Source organism: Photobacterium sp. BZF1 (assembly GCF_014349205.1).
Taxonomy (GTDB): Bacteria; Pseudomonadota; Gammaproteobacteria; order Enterobacterales; family Vibrionaceae; genus Photobacterium.
This window is the reverse complement of record NZ_JACSOF010000080.1, coordinates 1-13,480: the sequence shown is the minus strand read 5'-3', so window position 1 is coordinate 13,480 and position 13,480 is coordinate 1. Positions and strand designations below refer to the sequence as shown.

Annotated in this window: 12 protein-coding genes and 2 pseudogenes; 5 read left to right on the top strand and 9 right to left on the bottom strand. The window is 44.1% G+C overall.

The window, feature by feature from the left end; translation table 11 throughout:
• The first annotated feature begins 102 nt into the window (after positions 1-102).
• Entirely contained in the window at positions 103-3,354 is a 3,252-nt protein-coding gene (locus BIZ37_RS17700; protein WP_187462603.1) for a type I restriction endonuclease subunit R, read from the top strand.
• A 153-nt stretch (positions 3,355-3,507) separates the two neighbouring features.
• On the opposite strand, the gene BIZ37_RS30510 is transcribed toward BIZ37_RS17700, so the two are convergent.
• The 4 genes and pseudogenes from BIZ37_RS30510 to BIZ37_RS17685 form a co-directional block, all read right to left on the bottom strand.
• Complete coding sequence (locus BIZ37_RS30510; protein WP_255526800.1) at positions 3,508-4,107, bottom strand: hypothetical protein; 600 nt, start codon at positions 4,105-4,107, stop codon at positions 3,508-3,510.
• Positions 4,071-4,547, bottom strand: a complete 477-nt coding sequence (locus tag BIZ37_RS30505) for a hypothetical protein (RefSeq protein WP_255526799.1) — start codon at positions 4,545-4,547, stop codon at positions 4,071-4,073. The genes BIZ37_RS30510 and BIZ37_RS30505 overlap by 37 nt, the downstream gene beginning before the upstream one ends.
• 113 nt (positions 4,548-4,660) lie before the next feature.
• Positions 4,661-5,068 carry a hypothetical protein gene (locus BIZ37_RS17690; protein ID WP_187462602.1) on the bottom strand — a complete coding sequence of 136 codons (408 nt, stop codon included), beginning with the start codon at positions 5,066-5,068 and terminating at the stop codon, positions 4,661-4,663.
• A gap of 170 nt (positions 5,069-5,238) precedes the next feature.
• Positions 5,239-5,359 (bottom strand): annotated as a pseudogene (locus tag BIZ37_RS17685) (IS5/IS1182 family transposase); the annotation flags it as partial.
• A gap of 91 nt (positions 5,360-5,450) precedes the next feature.
• Here BIZ37_RS17685 and BIZ37_RS17680 point away from each other — a divergent pair.
• Together BIZ37_RS17680 and BIZ37_RS17675 are read left to right on the top strand one after the other, a co-directional pair.
• A pseudogene (locus tag BIZ37_RS17680) lies at positions 5,451-5,564 on the top strand (putative quorum-sensing-regulated virulence factor); the annotation flags it as partial.
• A gap of 24 nt (positions 5,565-5,588) precedes the next feature.
• Positions 5,589-6,086, top strand: coding sequence for a GNAT family N-acetyltransferase (locus BIZ37_RS17675; RefSeq protein ID WP_187462601.1), 498 nt, complete (start codon positions 5,589-5,591; stop codon positions 6,084-6,086).
• 31 nt (positions 6,087-6,117) lie between these two features.
• On the opposite strand, the gene BIZ37_RS17670 is transcribed toward BIZ37_RS17675, so the two are convergent.
• The 5 genes from BIZ37_RS17670 to BIZ37_RS17655 all read right to left on the bottom strand — a co-directional run bounded on the left by BIZ37_RS17670 (position 6,118) and on the right by BIZ37_RS17655 (position 10,263).
• Positions 6,118-6,552 carry a DoxX family protein gene (locus BIZ37_RS17670; protein WP_187462600.1) on the bottom strand — a complete coding sequence of 145 codons (435 nt, stop codon included), beginning with the start codon at positions 6,550-6,552 and terminating at the stop codon, positions 6,118-6,120.
• Between the two features lie 294 nt (positions 6,553-6,846).
• Positions 6,847-7,602 (bottom strand): porin, encoded by a 756-nt coding sequence (locus BIZ37_RS17665; protein WP_187462599.1) that lies wholly within the window; start codon positions 7,600-7,602, stop codon positions 6,847-6,849.
• 112 nt (positions 7,603-7,714) lie between these two features.
• Positions 7,715-8,173 (bottom strand): MarR family winged helix-turn-helix transcriptional regulator, encoded by a 459-nt coding sequence (locus BIZ37_RS17660; RefSeq protein WP_187462598.1) that lies wholly within the window; start codon positions 8,171-8,173, stop codon positions 7,715-7,717.
• A gap of 326 nt (positions 8,174-8,499) precedes the next feature.
• Complete coding sequence (locus tag BIZ37_RS30500; protein ID WP_255526798.1) at positions 8,500-8,631, bottom strand: hypothetical protein; 132 nt, start codon at positions 8,629-8,631, stop codon at positions 8,500-8,502.
• Between the two features lie 192 nt (positions 8,632-8,823).
• The gene (locus BIZ37_RS17655) at positions 8,824-10,263 is read right to left on the bottom strand and encodes a lytic transglycosylase F (protein WP_187462597.1); all 1,440 of its coding nucleotides are present in this window, start codon (positions 10,261-10,263) and stop codon (positions 8,824-8,826) included.
• Between the two features lie 377 nt (positions 10,264-10,640).
• Between BIZ37_RS17655 and nrdD the strand changes: the two genes are divergently transcribed.
• Both nrdD and nrdG read left to right on the top strand, forming a co-directional pair.
• The gene (nrdD, locus tag BIZ37_RS17650) at positions 10,641-12,761 is read left to right on the top strand and encodes an anaerobic ribonucleoside-triphosphate reductase (RefSeq protein ID WP_187462596.1); all 2,121 of its coding nucleotides are present in this window, start codon (positions 10,641-10,643) and stop codon (positions 12,759-12,761) included.
• Positions 12,762-12,827: 66 nt separating this feature from the next.
• Positions 12,828-13,301 (top strand): anaerobic ribonucleoside-triphosphate reductase-activating protein, encoded by a 474-nt coding sequence (nrdG, locus tag BIZ37_RS17645; RefSeq protein ID WP_187462595.1) that lies wholly within the window; start codon positions 12,828-12,830, stop codon positions 13,299-13,301.
• The last annotated feature ends 179 nt before the right edge of the window (positions 13,302-13,480 follow it).

Genomic DNA, 13,480 nt, shown 5'->3' with positions numbered 1-13,480 from the left:
TCATCACATAGGAAATCTATGCTCAGAGGCTTTGCTCACTTGCCGCCTACCTGCAACACCAATTAGTTTGGGAAAGGGATAAGTAGAATAAGAAGAATGATTATGAAAGACACAACACAAGAACGGGTATTTCAGGACGATATCATCAGTCAGATGGTGGCTAATGGCTGGGTGCTAGGTACTGGCGAGGGCTATAACCGCGAATCGGCACTCTATGAAGCGGATGTGCTGAGCTTTATCAAACAGACTCAGCCGAAAGAGTGGGAGAAGTTCTGCAAAGTCTTCCCGACTGACTCAGAGCGCCACTTCCTTGATGCATTGGTGACGCAGCTTAAAAAAGCCGACGAGACCGCCACTGATCGCGCATCACGCACCTTTGGCACCTTGGGCGTGCTTCGCCATGGTTTGAAAATCCGCAATGCCCGTTTTGAATTGTGTCAGTTTAAGCCTGAGCATAATCTCAATCCTGAAACCTTGGCGCGTTACCAGCACAACATCTGCCGCATTGTGCCAGAGCTGGTTTACAGTCCGTATGCTACGCAAGCGGAATTCGAAGCGACAGGCAAGCAAGCTAAGAAGTGGCGCATTGACTTGGTGCTGTTTGTTAACGGTTTACCTGTCTCTACCCTTGAGCTGAAATCTGAATTCAAACAAGCGGTAGAAAATGCGATTGCGCAGTACAAACTGACCCGTTTACCGAAAGACCCAGCTACTAGGAAGCCAGAACCGCTTTTGAGCTTTAAACGTGGTGCGTTAGTGCATTTCGCGGTAAGCCAGTATGAAGTTCACATGGCAACCAAGCTTGCGGGTGAAGAGACATTCTTCCTGCCGTTTAACAAAGGCACACATGATGGCGGCAAGGGCAATGATACTCCAGAAGATGAAAACCGCTACGCTACCGATTACCTGTGGAATGAGGTATTAACGCCAGATAACCTGCTCAACATCATCGGGCGCTTTATCCATCTTCAAATTGAAGAAAAAGAAGATTGGGAGGGGCGTAAAACCAAGAAAGAGACCCTGATCTTCCCGCGTTACCATCAGTGGGATGTGGTAACCAAGCTGGTTAAAGCCGCGATTGAAGAGGGCACAGGCAATAAGTACCTCATCCAACACAGTGCAGGTTCGGGCAAGTCCAACTCGATTGCATGGACAGCGCACCAACTCTCGACCTTGCATGATGCCAACGGCAACAAGCAGTTTGACTCGGTGATTGTGGTGACTGACCGCACCGTTCTGGATGATCAACTACAAGATACCATCTATCAGTTTGAACACGCTGATGGCGTGGTGGGGCGCATCAACCGTAAAGAGGGTGATGGCTCGAAATCAGAGAAGCTGGCAACCGCATTGGAAACGTCACAGCCTATCATCATCGTGACCATTCAAACCTTCCCGCATGTGTTAAAGGCGATTGAGAACTCAACGTCACTCAAAGAGCGTCGTTACGCCATCATTGCCGATGAAGCGCACTCATCACAAACAGGTTCAACCGCTCGCCAGCTCAAAGAAGTGTTGATGACGGATGAAGCTGACGATGACACCGAATTATCATCAGAAGATATTCTCGATGCCACGATTGCCGCGCGTCAAGGCAGTGCTAACCTGAGCTATTACGCCTTTACTGCCACACCAAAGCCAAAAACGCTGGAGTTGTTTGGTCGTAGACCCGAACCAGAGCAACCCGCGTCTAAACGTAACTTGCCAGTGGCTTATCATATCTACTCTATGCGTCAGGCGATTGAAGAGGGCTTTATCCTTGATGTGCTTAAGAACTACACCAACTACAAGGTAATCTATCAGCTCAAGCAAAAGCTGGAAGCCGAAGACAAAGAGGTGGATTCAGGTAAAGCCAAGGTGAAGCTTAATAACTGGGTACGCCTGCATGACCACAACATCTCGCAAAAAGTGAAAGTGATTGTTGAGCACTTCAAAAAGAACGTCATGGGTTTATTAGGTGGGCAAGCCAAGGCAATGGTGGTCACCAGTTCTCGTAAAGAAGCGGTGCGCTACAAACTGGCGTTTGATAAGTACGTGTCTGAGCATGGTTATGCGGGTATTCGCGCCATGGTCGCGTTTTCTGGTGAAGTGGAATTTAACGCCGCCGACCCAGATAGCACGGCGTTTATGGATAAAAAGTTCACCGAGCACAACATGAACCCTGATCTTAAAGGTCGTGAGATGCGCAAAGCCTTTGACTCCGACGATTATCAAGTGATGTTGGTTGCCAACAAATTCCAGACAGGCTTTGACCAACCGAAACTCTGCGCTATGTATGTTGATAAGAAACTGGCAGGTGTTGAGTGTGTGCAGACCCTCTCTCGCTTGAATCGCACTTATCAAGGTAAAGCCGAGTGCGGCACCTTTGTGCTCGACTTCTACAACGATCCGCAAGATATTCTCGATGCTTTTCAGCCTTACTATCAAGTGGCTGAGCTTGAGGATGTGTCTGACCCTGACAAGATTTTTGACCTATCAGAAAAGCTACGTGCCAGCGGTATCTTCTTATGGACAGAGGTAGAGCAGTTCGTTGATGCGTTCTTTACCAAGAACAAGTCCAATGCCGCGATCAGCAACATCTGCAAGCCAGCCATTGACCGTTGGCGCAAGCGTTACAGCTCTGCGGTTGAAGAATACATTCGTGCCAAGAGCATGTTTGAGCGCACCAAGAAAACAGGCGATGCGGTGTTGATTGCCAATGCAGAGAACAGCTTTAAAGAGTGCAAGCAGGAGAAAGACCGCCTTGAGATCTTCAAGAAAGACTTGGGCAGCTTTGTCCGTTTCTATGAATTCATGTCGCAGATTGTTGATTACGACGATAAAGAACTAGAAAAGCTGAGCTTGTATGCACGCCACCTGCGCCCAATGCTGCGTGAAAAAGTTATCGAGGAAGATGAGCTTGACCTTGGCAACGTGGTGATGAGCCACTACCGCTTATCAAAGATCCGCCAGCAGGACATTCAGCTTCAAGAGAATACGCCAGAATACAAACTTCAACCCGGTAATGACGTTGGCACCGCGAAAGCCAAAGACAAGAAAGAAGAGTTTTTGTCTTTGATTATCGAGCGACTCAACGAGGTGTTTGTTACCGACAACCTGACCGACAAAGACATGATCAACTATGCCTTTACAGTGCGTGACAAGCTCACTGAGAACGAAACGGTGATGAGCCAAATCGCCAATAACACTCGTGAACAAGCCATGCTCGGCGACTTCCCGCGTGCGATTGATGATGCGATTCTAAGCAGCAGTGCCGCACACCAAGAGCAGATGATGCAGCTTCTTTCTGATCCGAATAAGACGCAACAGTTTGCGCGAGTGGTGTTTGATATGTTGAGTGGGTATAAAGGGTAAGGAAATGGGCTTTGTGATGAAGGGGCTGGTTGACTCAGTTTAAAGTTTTTTGAGTGAATTGGATGAGCCAGTTTATGGCTGGCTCATGCTTTAGGATATTCCGTTCTTTCAGTTAATTAAATAAACGTAAAAAACGGAATCAACGGATGCCAGTTAAGTGTTGTTGATAAGATAATAGGTTTTCTTTCGTCCTGTTTTGCCGCTGATTTCAAAATCAATGAGCCTACTTGATACACGGTCAATTATTTCAATACACTTGTCACGACCATAGTTTGTGTTTTTTAAAAGAAAATCTCTTAGTTCCGTTTTATCCATCTTGTTGCCATTTAAAACAGACTTTATTAGTGAGATGGCATCAGAATACTTATCAAGATAGTCATTGTATTTTGACTCTTCATCTTGTGAGGTTCTTGCCTTTTCATGAGTGTTGGTATCGATGTTACGAACAGAGTTTATCATATCAACATACTTTAAATTTTCTGCTTTGTGGTATGCGAATGTAAGCTCAAGAGCGTTATTGCCGCGGAGTTTTTGGTTTGTCAGTTGAATGTGTTTTGTTTGGATTCCATTTCCGTCAGTATTGTCATATTTAATGTCCATCATGTAGATACAATCTACGTCTTCGACAAGATCTGATGTCCCAGAATAGACAAGTTTGTTGTCGCCATCTCGATTTTTGTTGGTGTGACCTAAACCGATAAAGGTGCCACCTTTCATTACAAAATCTCTAACAGTGATACCAAATCTACGCATATTTTTTTGTCCATCGTGTCAGCGAATTTCTTAAGGGTATCCACAATTATTACAACGTCCTTTGCTGAATTGTCGTCAGATAATCCGTCTAAGATGGCTAACAGGGAATGTGATTCGAAGCCGTTGTATCCGGGAACAAGCACATGAACACCAATACTTTCCAATATTTCAGTTTTTTCAATAACGCCGTTTTGAGTGTCATCGGCATTAATATAAAAGACCGATAGATCGTTAATAAGACCAGCAGCATATGATTGTTTTAGCTGGTTAATGACCAATAGGGTTTTACCTGAATTCGGTGGAGCAAAAAGAGTGGTTGATTGTCCTTTTAGAACTAAACGGTCAAAGATGAAAACACTCTCAGCAGCGTTCTGTTTGATATTTTCTAAGTCGTCATTGATAGCGAGTTCAATGAGTGTTGCTAGTGTATTTTTTTTCATTAAATAAACTTTAAGTAAATTTAGGGTGAGCGAAATCGTTCACCCAGATATTAAGGTGAGTCTAAAAAGTATTTAATAGGAATTTATGTTAGTGCTGGTGTCGTGCTGGTTACTTACGAACCCACTTTGTTGTAATGGTCATGTGCATTGAACGTTTCTTTTTCTTCCCAGAGTTTTTTCTTTATTTCGAATAACGCCATTACTTTTTCACGTTCTTCGTCTTCGGTAAATTGGTTACGCTCCGAAAGATCTAATGCACAATATTCAGCAAGAGCACCGCGCTGCGCCATGTGCTTAATTAACCCTTTTTCTGGGGTGCAAATATCAATTTCCTCACAAAAAACTGACTCAATCACATCAATGACTTTCTGCTTAAGTTCACCGTCGAGGTAAGCCCACATCTCGCTGACACTTTCATTTTTTTCAATTCCAGTACCCTGAATCAAACGGCTTGAAAAAGTCTCGCTCGTGCTGCCATCGCCAAGCAAACCCTTGATGATAATTTTTTCGTAATGTTCCATTTTTATAACTCATGATGATTTTCATCTACTATGTTCATTGCTTTTGAGCGAGTCACAATGCTGGTGAGAAGGTGTGATGACGGTCAAAACTTATCGAAATTCGACGCTTTGGTGGGCTTTGCGTAATTTGTTTTGTAAGCAGAGTCGTCCATTTTTAGGTGAACGTTTTGGTAGCCATATCGTTCCTTCCAATAGTTCGTTCGAACCATATAACTTTTGACAACCAACAGCTAGGTTTCTTGGATGATGCCATTTTCAGAATATCGCCTCCTCTCTTGGAGAGGTGAGAGCGATGTACGCATAAATTGGTACCAATCTCGATAATCGACATAGGAGATGTAACTGTTTTTGCAGTAAACTCTAGAAGAAAGTTATTTTCTTTTGGTTTCAGAAAAAAGGCTTTCCCGAAGGTGAATTGGGTTTGCTGATGGCATTAGCGCTTGAGATGAAAATCGAAGGGCTGGAGAGCGTTATACGCCCATTGAGACGAGATTAGAGCATTATATAAAAAAGGATTGTTGTGGAAATATCGATTAGACACTACGAAAAAACGGACAATGGCGATTTGTTCGATATTTACCGATTACCAGAAGTGACGGAAAATACCTCCCAGCTACCCTATTTGAGCTCGGATACAGTCGCACAGCTATTTGATAACCCTGATAACTATACCCTTGTTGCTGAAGTCGATGGTAGGGTCGTTGGCCATGTAACCTTGTTTATGACTAACAAGGTGAGGGACCGACATGCGGCCTTTGTGGCGATAGCCGTACACCCTTCTAGCCAAGGAAAAGGGGTGGGGCGATACCTTATGGAAAAAGCGGTTGATCAGGCGGACAATTGGCTAAATTTGATCCGTCTGGAGTTGGAAGTCCATGCCGATAATGAAACGGCGTGTGCGCTGTACCATAAGGTTGGGTTTGAAACGGAAGGGGTCAAGCGACTGAGTACGTTCAAGGCTGGTAAGTATATCGACATGGTGCTGATGTCGAGAATAAAGCCAGGTGCACAGGCTTAAAGCCATTAAGCGAGTGCACCTGGCTATTCTGTTAGCGGATGCGGTTCCAGATAAACTGATCCACTGACGCTTTGCCCGCTCCTGAGAATACAAAGAAAGCGAAAACAGAAAGCAGTGTCCATTGGTACTCAAGGCCACCGTTGAGTGAGTTTAAGCCTGCGCTGAAACCACCCATAGTGATGATTGCGACAACCATGCACACTGCAAGTCCAAGGGCGGCCAATCTGGTCGCCAAGCCCAGCATTAGGGCCAGACCGCCAAAGAACTCAGTAACCGCCGCGAGGATTGCACTCAAAACAGGAAACGGGATCCCTTTCATTTCAAGGAAAGGTACCAGGCCCATTGGGTTCATTAATTTATGAAAGCCATGGTAGAGCATGATGAAACCTACCATGAGGCGGAAAATAAGCTCTAAGTTGCCATTTTCTGAAACTTTGAATAATGGTTTAAATTTTGAAATGTCCATATTATACCTTTAACTAAAATTAAAATATGTATTCGATGCCAGCAACATGCGTATCTTCAATGGTTCCGCTATCGCCACCATCAGAAATACGGCCCTCAGCAAAAAGGAATAGAGAAGGTAAAATATCGAAGGCATTGTAATGAACGCCGTAGCCTACAAAGCGTTCATTTTCGGCGCCCCACCGCCCATAAATTTGTGCGTGGTGGAGAACAAGGGATAATTTATCATTTACTGCATATTCAGCAGCAATGTCCCAAGTATATTTATTTAGATCAGCGCTTTTGGCATTCTCATTTAACTCTGACTTGGCAATCGTGGCGCCAATATACCAAGGGCCTGACGATAATTTGCCCCAATATTATGTGTCGCATCACCTTTATCTTTATATAGCCCACCATTTGGACCATATAAACCTGCATCATGGTATGAATAACCTATGCCAAATCCGTCACCATAGAAAGAAGAGGCACCATAGGTAATGGTGAATGCATTGCTATCCGTTGTGAAGGCATCATCTTTATAATCAAAATTACGGGTAGAGTCTGATAGTTGGGTGGAAGCAACAAATCCCCAATTACCAAGACTGTTTTTATAAAGAAGGGTATCACTATTGCGCCATGTAGCCTGGCCTGCTGCGACATCTTGAAATCCTAGGTATCGCATTTTTAGAATGGGCATATGGGCATAGGTTGCCCCCCAGTCTTTACCGAACCACAGGCTACCAAGATCAGTATGGCTGACGCCAATGTATTCATAGCGTTTCCGCAGCTTACCGTTTTTTATCTCTGTCCCTTCCTTAAGGTTCAAGAAGTTGAGGTCATATTCCATGCGACCAAAAACAGCCCAGTCATCATTGATGTCAAAATTGGCTAAACCATTAAGTCTAACTTTTGCTTCAATAGGGTTACCGTCTTGAGAACCTTCAGCTAACGGACCTCCATTAGTTTGATAGGCACCCAGTAAACCAACAATATTAATATTGTCAGTTAACTCAACGGCATGACTAGAGAAACCACAAAATATTGTGGCAAGCGCTAGATACTTCTTCATTATTTCCTCGACAGGACAAAAGTAATTAAATATAAAAATGAAATTATAATTTTTTATAGGTGTAGTGATTTACTGACCTTAATAAAAGGTCAGTAAATCAATGAAAACGAAGTTAAATGTTGCTAGATAATTTATTACAAATGGCTATGATTGATTCTATTTCATTCTCCTCTAAAGAGGATAACCATTTTCTTTCTAGCTTCTGCATAATAACATCACCAAGCTTTCGTATTTTTTTACCTTCTTCAGTCAGCGTAAGTAATTTATGCTTTTGGTTGTTTTCATCTTTTATTGTGGTTACTAAATTACGCTTAATTAAGTTGTCTACTAATCGTTTTGTTGCACTTCTTTCATTCATCAATGCATCAGCAAGTTTTTGCTGGCTTATTGGTTCAAAGCAATTTACGACCTCTAAAGCTTTCTGCATTTCAGTCGTGATGTCGTAATTTGCCATTAGCTCTTTCTGAGCTTGATTTCGAAAGTGTCGGTGTACAACGCCCATCATAAAGAACGGGGATTGCTCGAGGCTTTTTGCAATGGGCAAATTCGTGTGGTTATCTTTTGAGTTCATATTCACTGCACTTTAACTCTAGTTTTATTCATTGTACGTGGCTTTGATAAATAACCCTACATTTGTTGTATCTGCAACATGTGTGTATTGCCCATAATAATGTTGCAGGTGCAACTAAAGTGATGGCTTAAATGTAACACAATGTTGGTTATGTAAGTATTTAGCTGAGAAGTCGACAATTATCAGGAGTGTAAGGTAATGACTTAAAAGAAATATAACTCATGTTCTATAGTGGTAGCGTGAGGTGATTGAAATGACGGTTATGGAGCTTTACGCGGTGAACTGCCGTATGAAGTGGTATACGGCAGTTGAGGACATTGATGGGGTTATGATAAAAGGTTGATGACTTCGTTAGATAACTCGCCTTCATCATCATTCAAGTTCAGGCTATCAGGGCAGTCTGCCAGTAGCTCTTCGTCTGTCGGTACCACAATCGTTGAGTTGTTTAGTAAATCCATAGTTACACACCTTGTATAGCGCTATGGCAGAGGCCCATAGCCAGTTATCCCCTTCACGGGAACGATCCATTACTTAACGTTTTACTGGCAAGATTAGGGGCGATAAATGACAGGTTAATGAAAGCGCGACATTGATCTCACCATCTATGTTTTTTTACGGTTTCTTGGATGAAATTTAAGCAACTCAATTGGCTAGCGAGACAGTTTGAAGCGTAGCCTGTTTTGACTTGCCATACGTTGTCCAGCAGCATTTTGCAAAGAAAAGATTTGCTTATAGATAGTGAAATAACGGTTGATGTTCCCTACATAAGTAATAGGCTCCATGCCGACTTCTTCTTTGACTATGACTTCGACATTGTTGAACCACTTGGTTGGGTCATAACCGCGCTCCTCGGCAACCTTTCTTAATCGCCTTATCCTGTTTGGTCCTGCGTTGTAACTTGCCAGGGCAAAATAGAGTTGGTTTAGCTCATCGGTGTCATCGTCTGTGACATAGTGCTGACGAATGAAATCCATATATTTGACCCCAGCATGGATATTGTTTTCGATACTCTGGATGTTGCGAATATTGATGTAGGGCTCGCTGGCTGTCTGGGGGAGTACCTGCATGATCCCGATGGCACCGGCATGGGAGCGTTTGGACTGATCAAAGCCTGATTCTTGATAAGCCTGAGCCGCGATAATTAACCAGTTGATATCATACATGTTACCGTACCGAATGAACCGGTCTTCGAGTTCTTTGAATTTTTCAATGTTGTCTGGGCTCATGACTTTTTGGAACCACTGTTTACTGTTGAGGTAGCGGTTGAACAAGACATTGCCGTTTAGTGTACCCCGGCGGTTGTTTTCCACGAACTCGTCCACCAAAGCTTTAAACTCAGGGCTGTTTTTACGGAAGCTCCAGCCGATAGCCCCATTTTTGCGGATAGGGTATTCATAGTGGATCTGTAAATCGTCAGTAACCAAATCCCAAAATTCTGCTTTGTGTGAATCCAGAACCGTCATAGGAATAATGCCTTCTTGGACCATCTGTAACATCTCAAAGTCCTGAAGCGTTTCTTCGAGGAAATGAACAAACATTGGCTCTTTCCCAAGTTTCTCAAGCCGTTTGTTGATGCGGCGAATACTTTGGTAGTAGCTCGAACTGGCACGCAGCCAGACACTCTTTTTTGATAACTGCTTGATGTTTGTTATGGGGCTTCGGGTCGAGTGGGTGATGAACAACTCTTGGATATCAGAGAGAATAGGGTAGCTAAAGTCCACTTGTTTCATTCGACGTGGTGTAATCGTCAGGTTGGCGGTGACCAAATCGCCAATGCCGGCATTTAATGCCGGTAGAAGCTGATCTCGATTTACCGGGATGATTTGTATACGGATTTTTTTCTGGGTTTTTTCGATGACGAATTTTTCAAACAGCAACAACATCTCAGAAATGAGACCCTTAGGTTGCCCTCTGTCTAAGTAGTAAAACCCTAGGTCTGCAGCAACAAGAACCCTTATAACTCGCTCTTCTTCCATGACAGGAAGATCACCGGTGTATCTTTCGTATTTCTGCGGGGTGATTTGGAATGCGCCGCAGACAGAAGACAACAGTACGCCAATCATGAACAAGAAAGGCAATGCGGTTCGCATAGGCAATACTCTTCACAATAATGCTTTTGAGTATAGAGGGCGAGAAGGTAACCGACAAAATGCGACCGAGCCAGAAGTGATTCGGGCGCTGGATTTGAATGTAAAATCTAAAATTAATTCAAGTGATTTTTTAGTGTTTTCAGTATTGATAGCAAAATAAATGAGTTGACATTTTTGCAATGCAACGAGTGAAAATGCCCATTTTGAGAGGTAATCGAAAACATCGGTTGTTAGCTGTACGCTCCTAGTAAAATACTGACATAGATCAATGTTTCCATTCCTGAATTCTCGCTTAATACACCACATCTTGTATTGGTCAATTTAGTTAGCCCTATATTTAGTGGTTTTCGTGACACTGTCATTTTTAGGAGCCTTGTGTGAAACCTGTTGTGATTAAGCGTGATGGTTGCCTTGTACCGTTTAATACTAAGCGTATTAAAGAAGCGGTATTGAGCGCTGCCGAATCTGTAGAGGCAATGGATGCCAACTATGCTGAGTCTGTCGCTGAGCAAGTACTTTCTCAGTTTGCTGACCAGGAACAGGTCGAGATCCACGCTATTCAGGACGCGGTTGAAAACCATCTGATGATGGGGCCACACAAAGCGGTTGCACGTGCATATATCGAGTATCGTCATGATCGCGACATTGCCCGTGAAAAGAAAAGCCATCTAAACAACGAAATCCGTGGCTTGATTGAGCAAAGCAATGCATCGCTGCTAAATGAAAACGCCAACAAAGATAGCAAGGTTATTCCAACACAGCGTGATTTGCTGGCGGGTATCGTTGCTAAGCACTACGCGAAGCAGCACCTGTTACCACGTGACATCGTAAAGGCGCACGAAGACGGCGATATCCACTTCCACGATCTGGACTACTCACCATTCTTCCCGATGTTTAACTGTATGCTGATTGACCTGAACGGCATGCTGACACACGGCTTTAAGATGGGTAATGCGGAAATTGACACACCAAAGTCGATTTCAACAGCGACCGCTGTCACCGCTCAGATCATCGCTCAGGTTGCTAGTCATATCTATGGTGGTACGACGATCAACCGTATCGATGAAGTGTTGGCGCCGTACGTCACTGTGAGCTTCGAGAAGCACCTGGAAGTGGCTAAAGAGTGGGATATTCCTCAGCCAGAAGAATTTGCCAAGGCACGCACAGAAAAAGAATGTTACGACGCATTCCAGTCTCTGGAATATGAAGTGAATACGTTACACACCGCGAACGGTCAAACGCCATTCGTGACCTTTGGTTTTGGCTTGGGGACATCATGGGAATCTCGCATGATCCAATCGTCAATTCTGAAGAACCGTATCGCAGGTTTGGGCAAAAACCGCAAAACCGCTGTGTTCCCTAAACTGGTATTCGCAATTCGTGATGGCCTGAACCATAAGCAAGGTGATGCCAACTACGATATCAAGCAACTGGCACTAGAGTGCGCATCCAAGCGCATGTACCCAGATATCCTCAACTACGACAAGGTGGTTGAGGTGACAGGCTCATTCAAGACCCCAATGGGTTGCCGTAGCTTCTTGGGTGCCTATGAAGAAAATGGCGAGCTAATACACGAAGGCCGTAACAACCTGGGTGTGGTTAGTTTGAACTTGCCGCGTATTGCTTTGCAAGCAAAAGGCGATGAATCACAGTTCTTCGCATTGCTGGATGAAAAACTTGGCCTTGCCCGCCGTGCATTGGAATCCCGTATCAGCCGCCTTGAAGGTGTTAAGGCACGAGTTGCTCCAATCCTTTACATGGAAGGTGCGTGTGGTGTTCGTTTGCAGCCAGACGACAACGTGTCTGAAATCTTCAAGAATGGCCGTGCGTCGATTTCACTAGGCTACATTGGTATTCATGAAACCATCAATGCCCTTTACGGCACTGAAACTCATGTCTACGACAATGAGGCTCTTCGTCAAAAAGCGATTGCTATCGTTGAGCGTCTGAAAGCGGCGACTGACAGTTGGAAAGAAGAAACAGGCTACGGCTTCAGCCTTTACAGCACACCAAGTGAAAACTTGTGCAGCCGTTTCTGCTCTATCGATACTAAAGAATTCGGTGTGGTAGATGGCGTTACAGATAAAGGCTATTACACCAACAGCTTCCACCTTGATGTGGAAAAGAAAGTAAATCCTTACGACAAGATTGATTTCGAGATGCCATACCCAGAAATCGCCAATGGTGGTTTTATTTGTTACGGCGAATATCCGAATATTCAGCATAACGTCGAAGCGTTAGAGAACGTTTGGGATTACAGTTACACCCGTGTGCCATACTATGGCACAAACACTCCAATTGACGAGTGCTACGAGTGTGGGTTCACCGGCGAGTTTGACTGTACCAGCAAAGGCTTTACTTGTCCTAAATGTGGTAACCATGAGCCATCTAAAGTGTCGGTTACCCGCCGAGTATGTGGTTACCTAGGTAGCCCAGATGCACGCCCATTTAACTTCGGTAAACAGGAAGAAGTTAAACGTCGCGTCAAACACATGTAATTGTTGGTGTAACCCCGTCAATTGAATCAAGTGCCGAGTAATCGGCACTTTTTATTTGGAGCTGCAATGAATTACCACAACTATTATCCTGTTGATGTCGTCAATGGCCCAGGCACACGCTGTACCTTGTTTGTGTCAGGGTGCGTGCACCAGTGCCGTGGTTGTTATAACCAGAGTACATGGCGATTGGATGCTGGGCATGTCTTCACTCAGGAAATGGAAGATCAAATTATTGCGGATCTCAATGACAGCCGGATAAAGCGCCGTGGCTTGTCTTTGTCAGGCGGAGACCCCCTCCATCCAGCAAATGTTTCTGCAGTTCTAAAATTGGTCCAGAGAGTAGGGCTAGAGTGTCAAGGGAAAGACATTTGGTTGTGGACAGGTTACCGAATGGATGAGCTCAATGAAGAGCAGAAAGCAGTGCTGGACTATGTGGATGTGGTAGTTGATGGTAAGTTCGAAAAAGACAATCATGACCCTGAATTAGTTTGGCGCGGCAGTAGCAATCAAGTTATCCACTATCTGAAAGACCCAGAATAAGTCATTTTCACAGTGTTACACTGTCATTCTGCCTCATTTTGGGCAAAAACTTGCAGAAATCCACCCTCTCTTGTTAAATTTTTGTTTAAATCAGAGGGTTATCCACTGTTTCTGTGCATAACTCTGGGAAAACAGTCGAATAGGTTGCCCTTGCTATTTTGAATATTGCATATACACAT

What these genes read in the sequence shown, in the direction of transcription:
- BIZ37_RS17690 (WP_187462602.1), bottom strand. Translation starts at nt 5,068, where the DNA reads ATGGAACATTACGAAAAAATTATCATCAAGGGTTTGCTTGGCGATGGC.
- BIZ37_RS17700 (WP_187462603.1), top strand. Translation starts at nt 103, where the DNA reads ATGAAAGACACAACACAAGAACGGGTATTTCAGGACGATATCATCAGT.
- BIZ37_RS30505 (WP_255526799.1), bottom strand. Translation starts at nt 4,547, where the DNA reads ATGAAAAAAAATACACTAGCAACACTCATTGAACTCGCTATCAATGAC.
- BIZ37_RS17670 (WP_187462600.1), bottom strand. Translation starts at nt 6,552, where the DNA reads ATGGACATTTCAAAATTTAAACCATTATTCAAAGTTTCAGAAAATGGC.
- BIZ37_RS30500 (WP_255526798.1), bottom strand. Translation starts at nt 8,631, where the DNA reads ATGGATTTACTAAACAACTCAACGATTGTGGTACCGACAGACGAAGAG.
- BIZ37_RS17665 (WP_187462599.1), bottom strand. Translation starts at nt 7,602, where the DNA reads ATGAAGAAGTATCTAGCGCTTGCCACAATATTTTGTGGTTTCTCTAGT.
- BIZ37_RS17660 (WP_187462598.1), bottom strand. Translation starts at nt 8,173, where the DNA reads ATGAACTCAAAAGATAACCACACGAATTTGCCCATTGCAAAAAGCCTC.
- BIZ37_RS30510 (WP_255526800.1), bottom strand. Translation starts at nt 4,107, where the DNA reads ATGCGTAGATTTGGTATCACTGTTAGAGATTTTGTAATGAAAGGTGGC.
- nrdG (WP_187462595.1), top strand. Translation starts at nt 12,828, where the DNA reads ATGAATTACCACAACTATTATCCTGTTGATGTCGTCAATGGCCCAGGC.
- BIZ37_RS17655 (WP_187462597.1), bottom strand. Translation starts at nt 10,263, where the DNA reads ATGCGAACCGCATTGCCTTTCTTGTTCATGATTGGCGTACTGTTGTCT.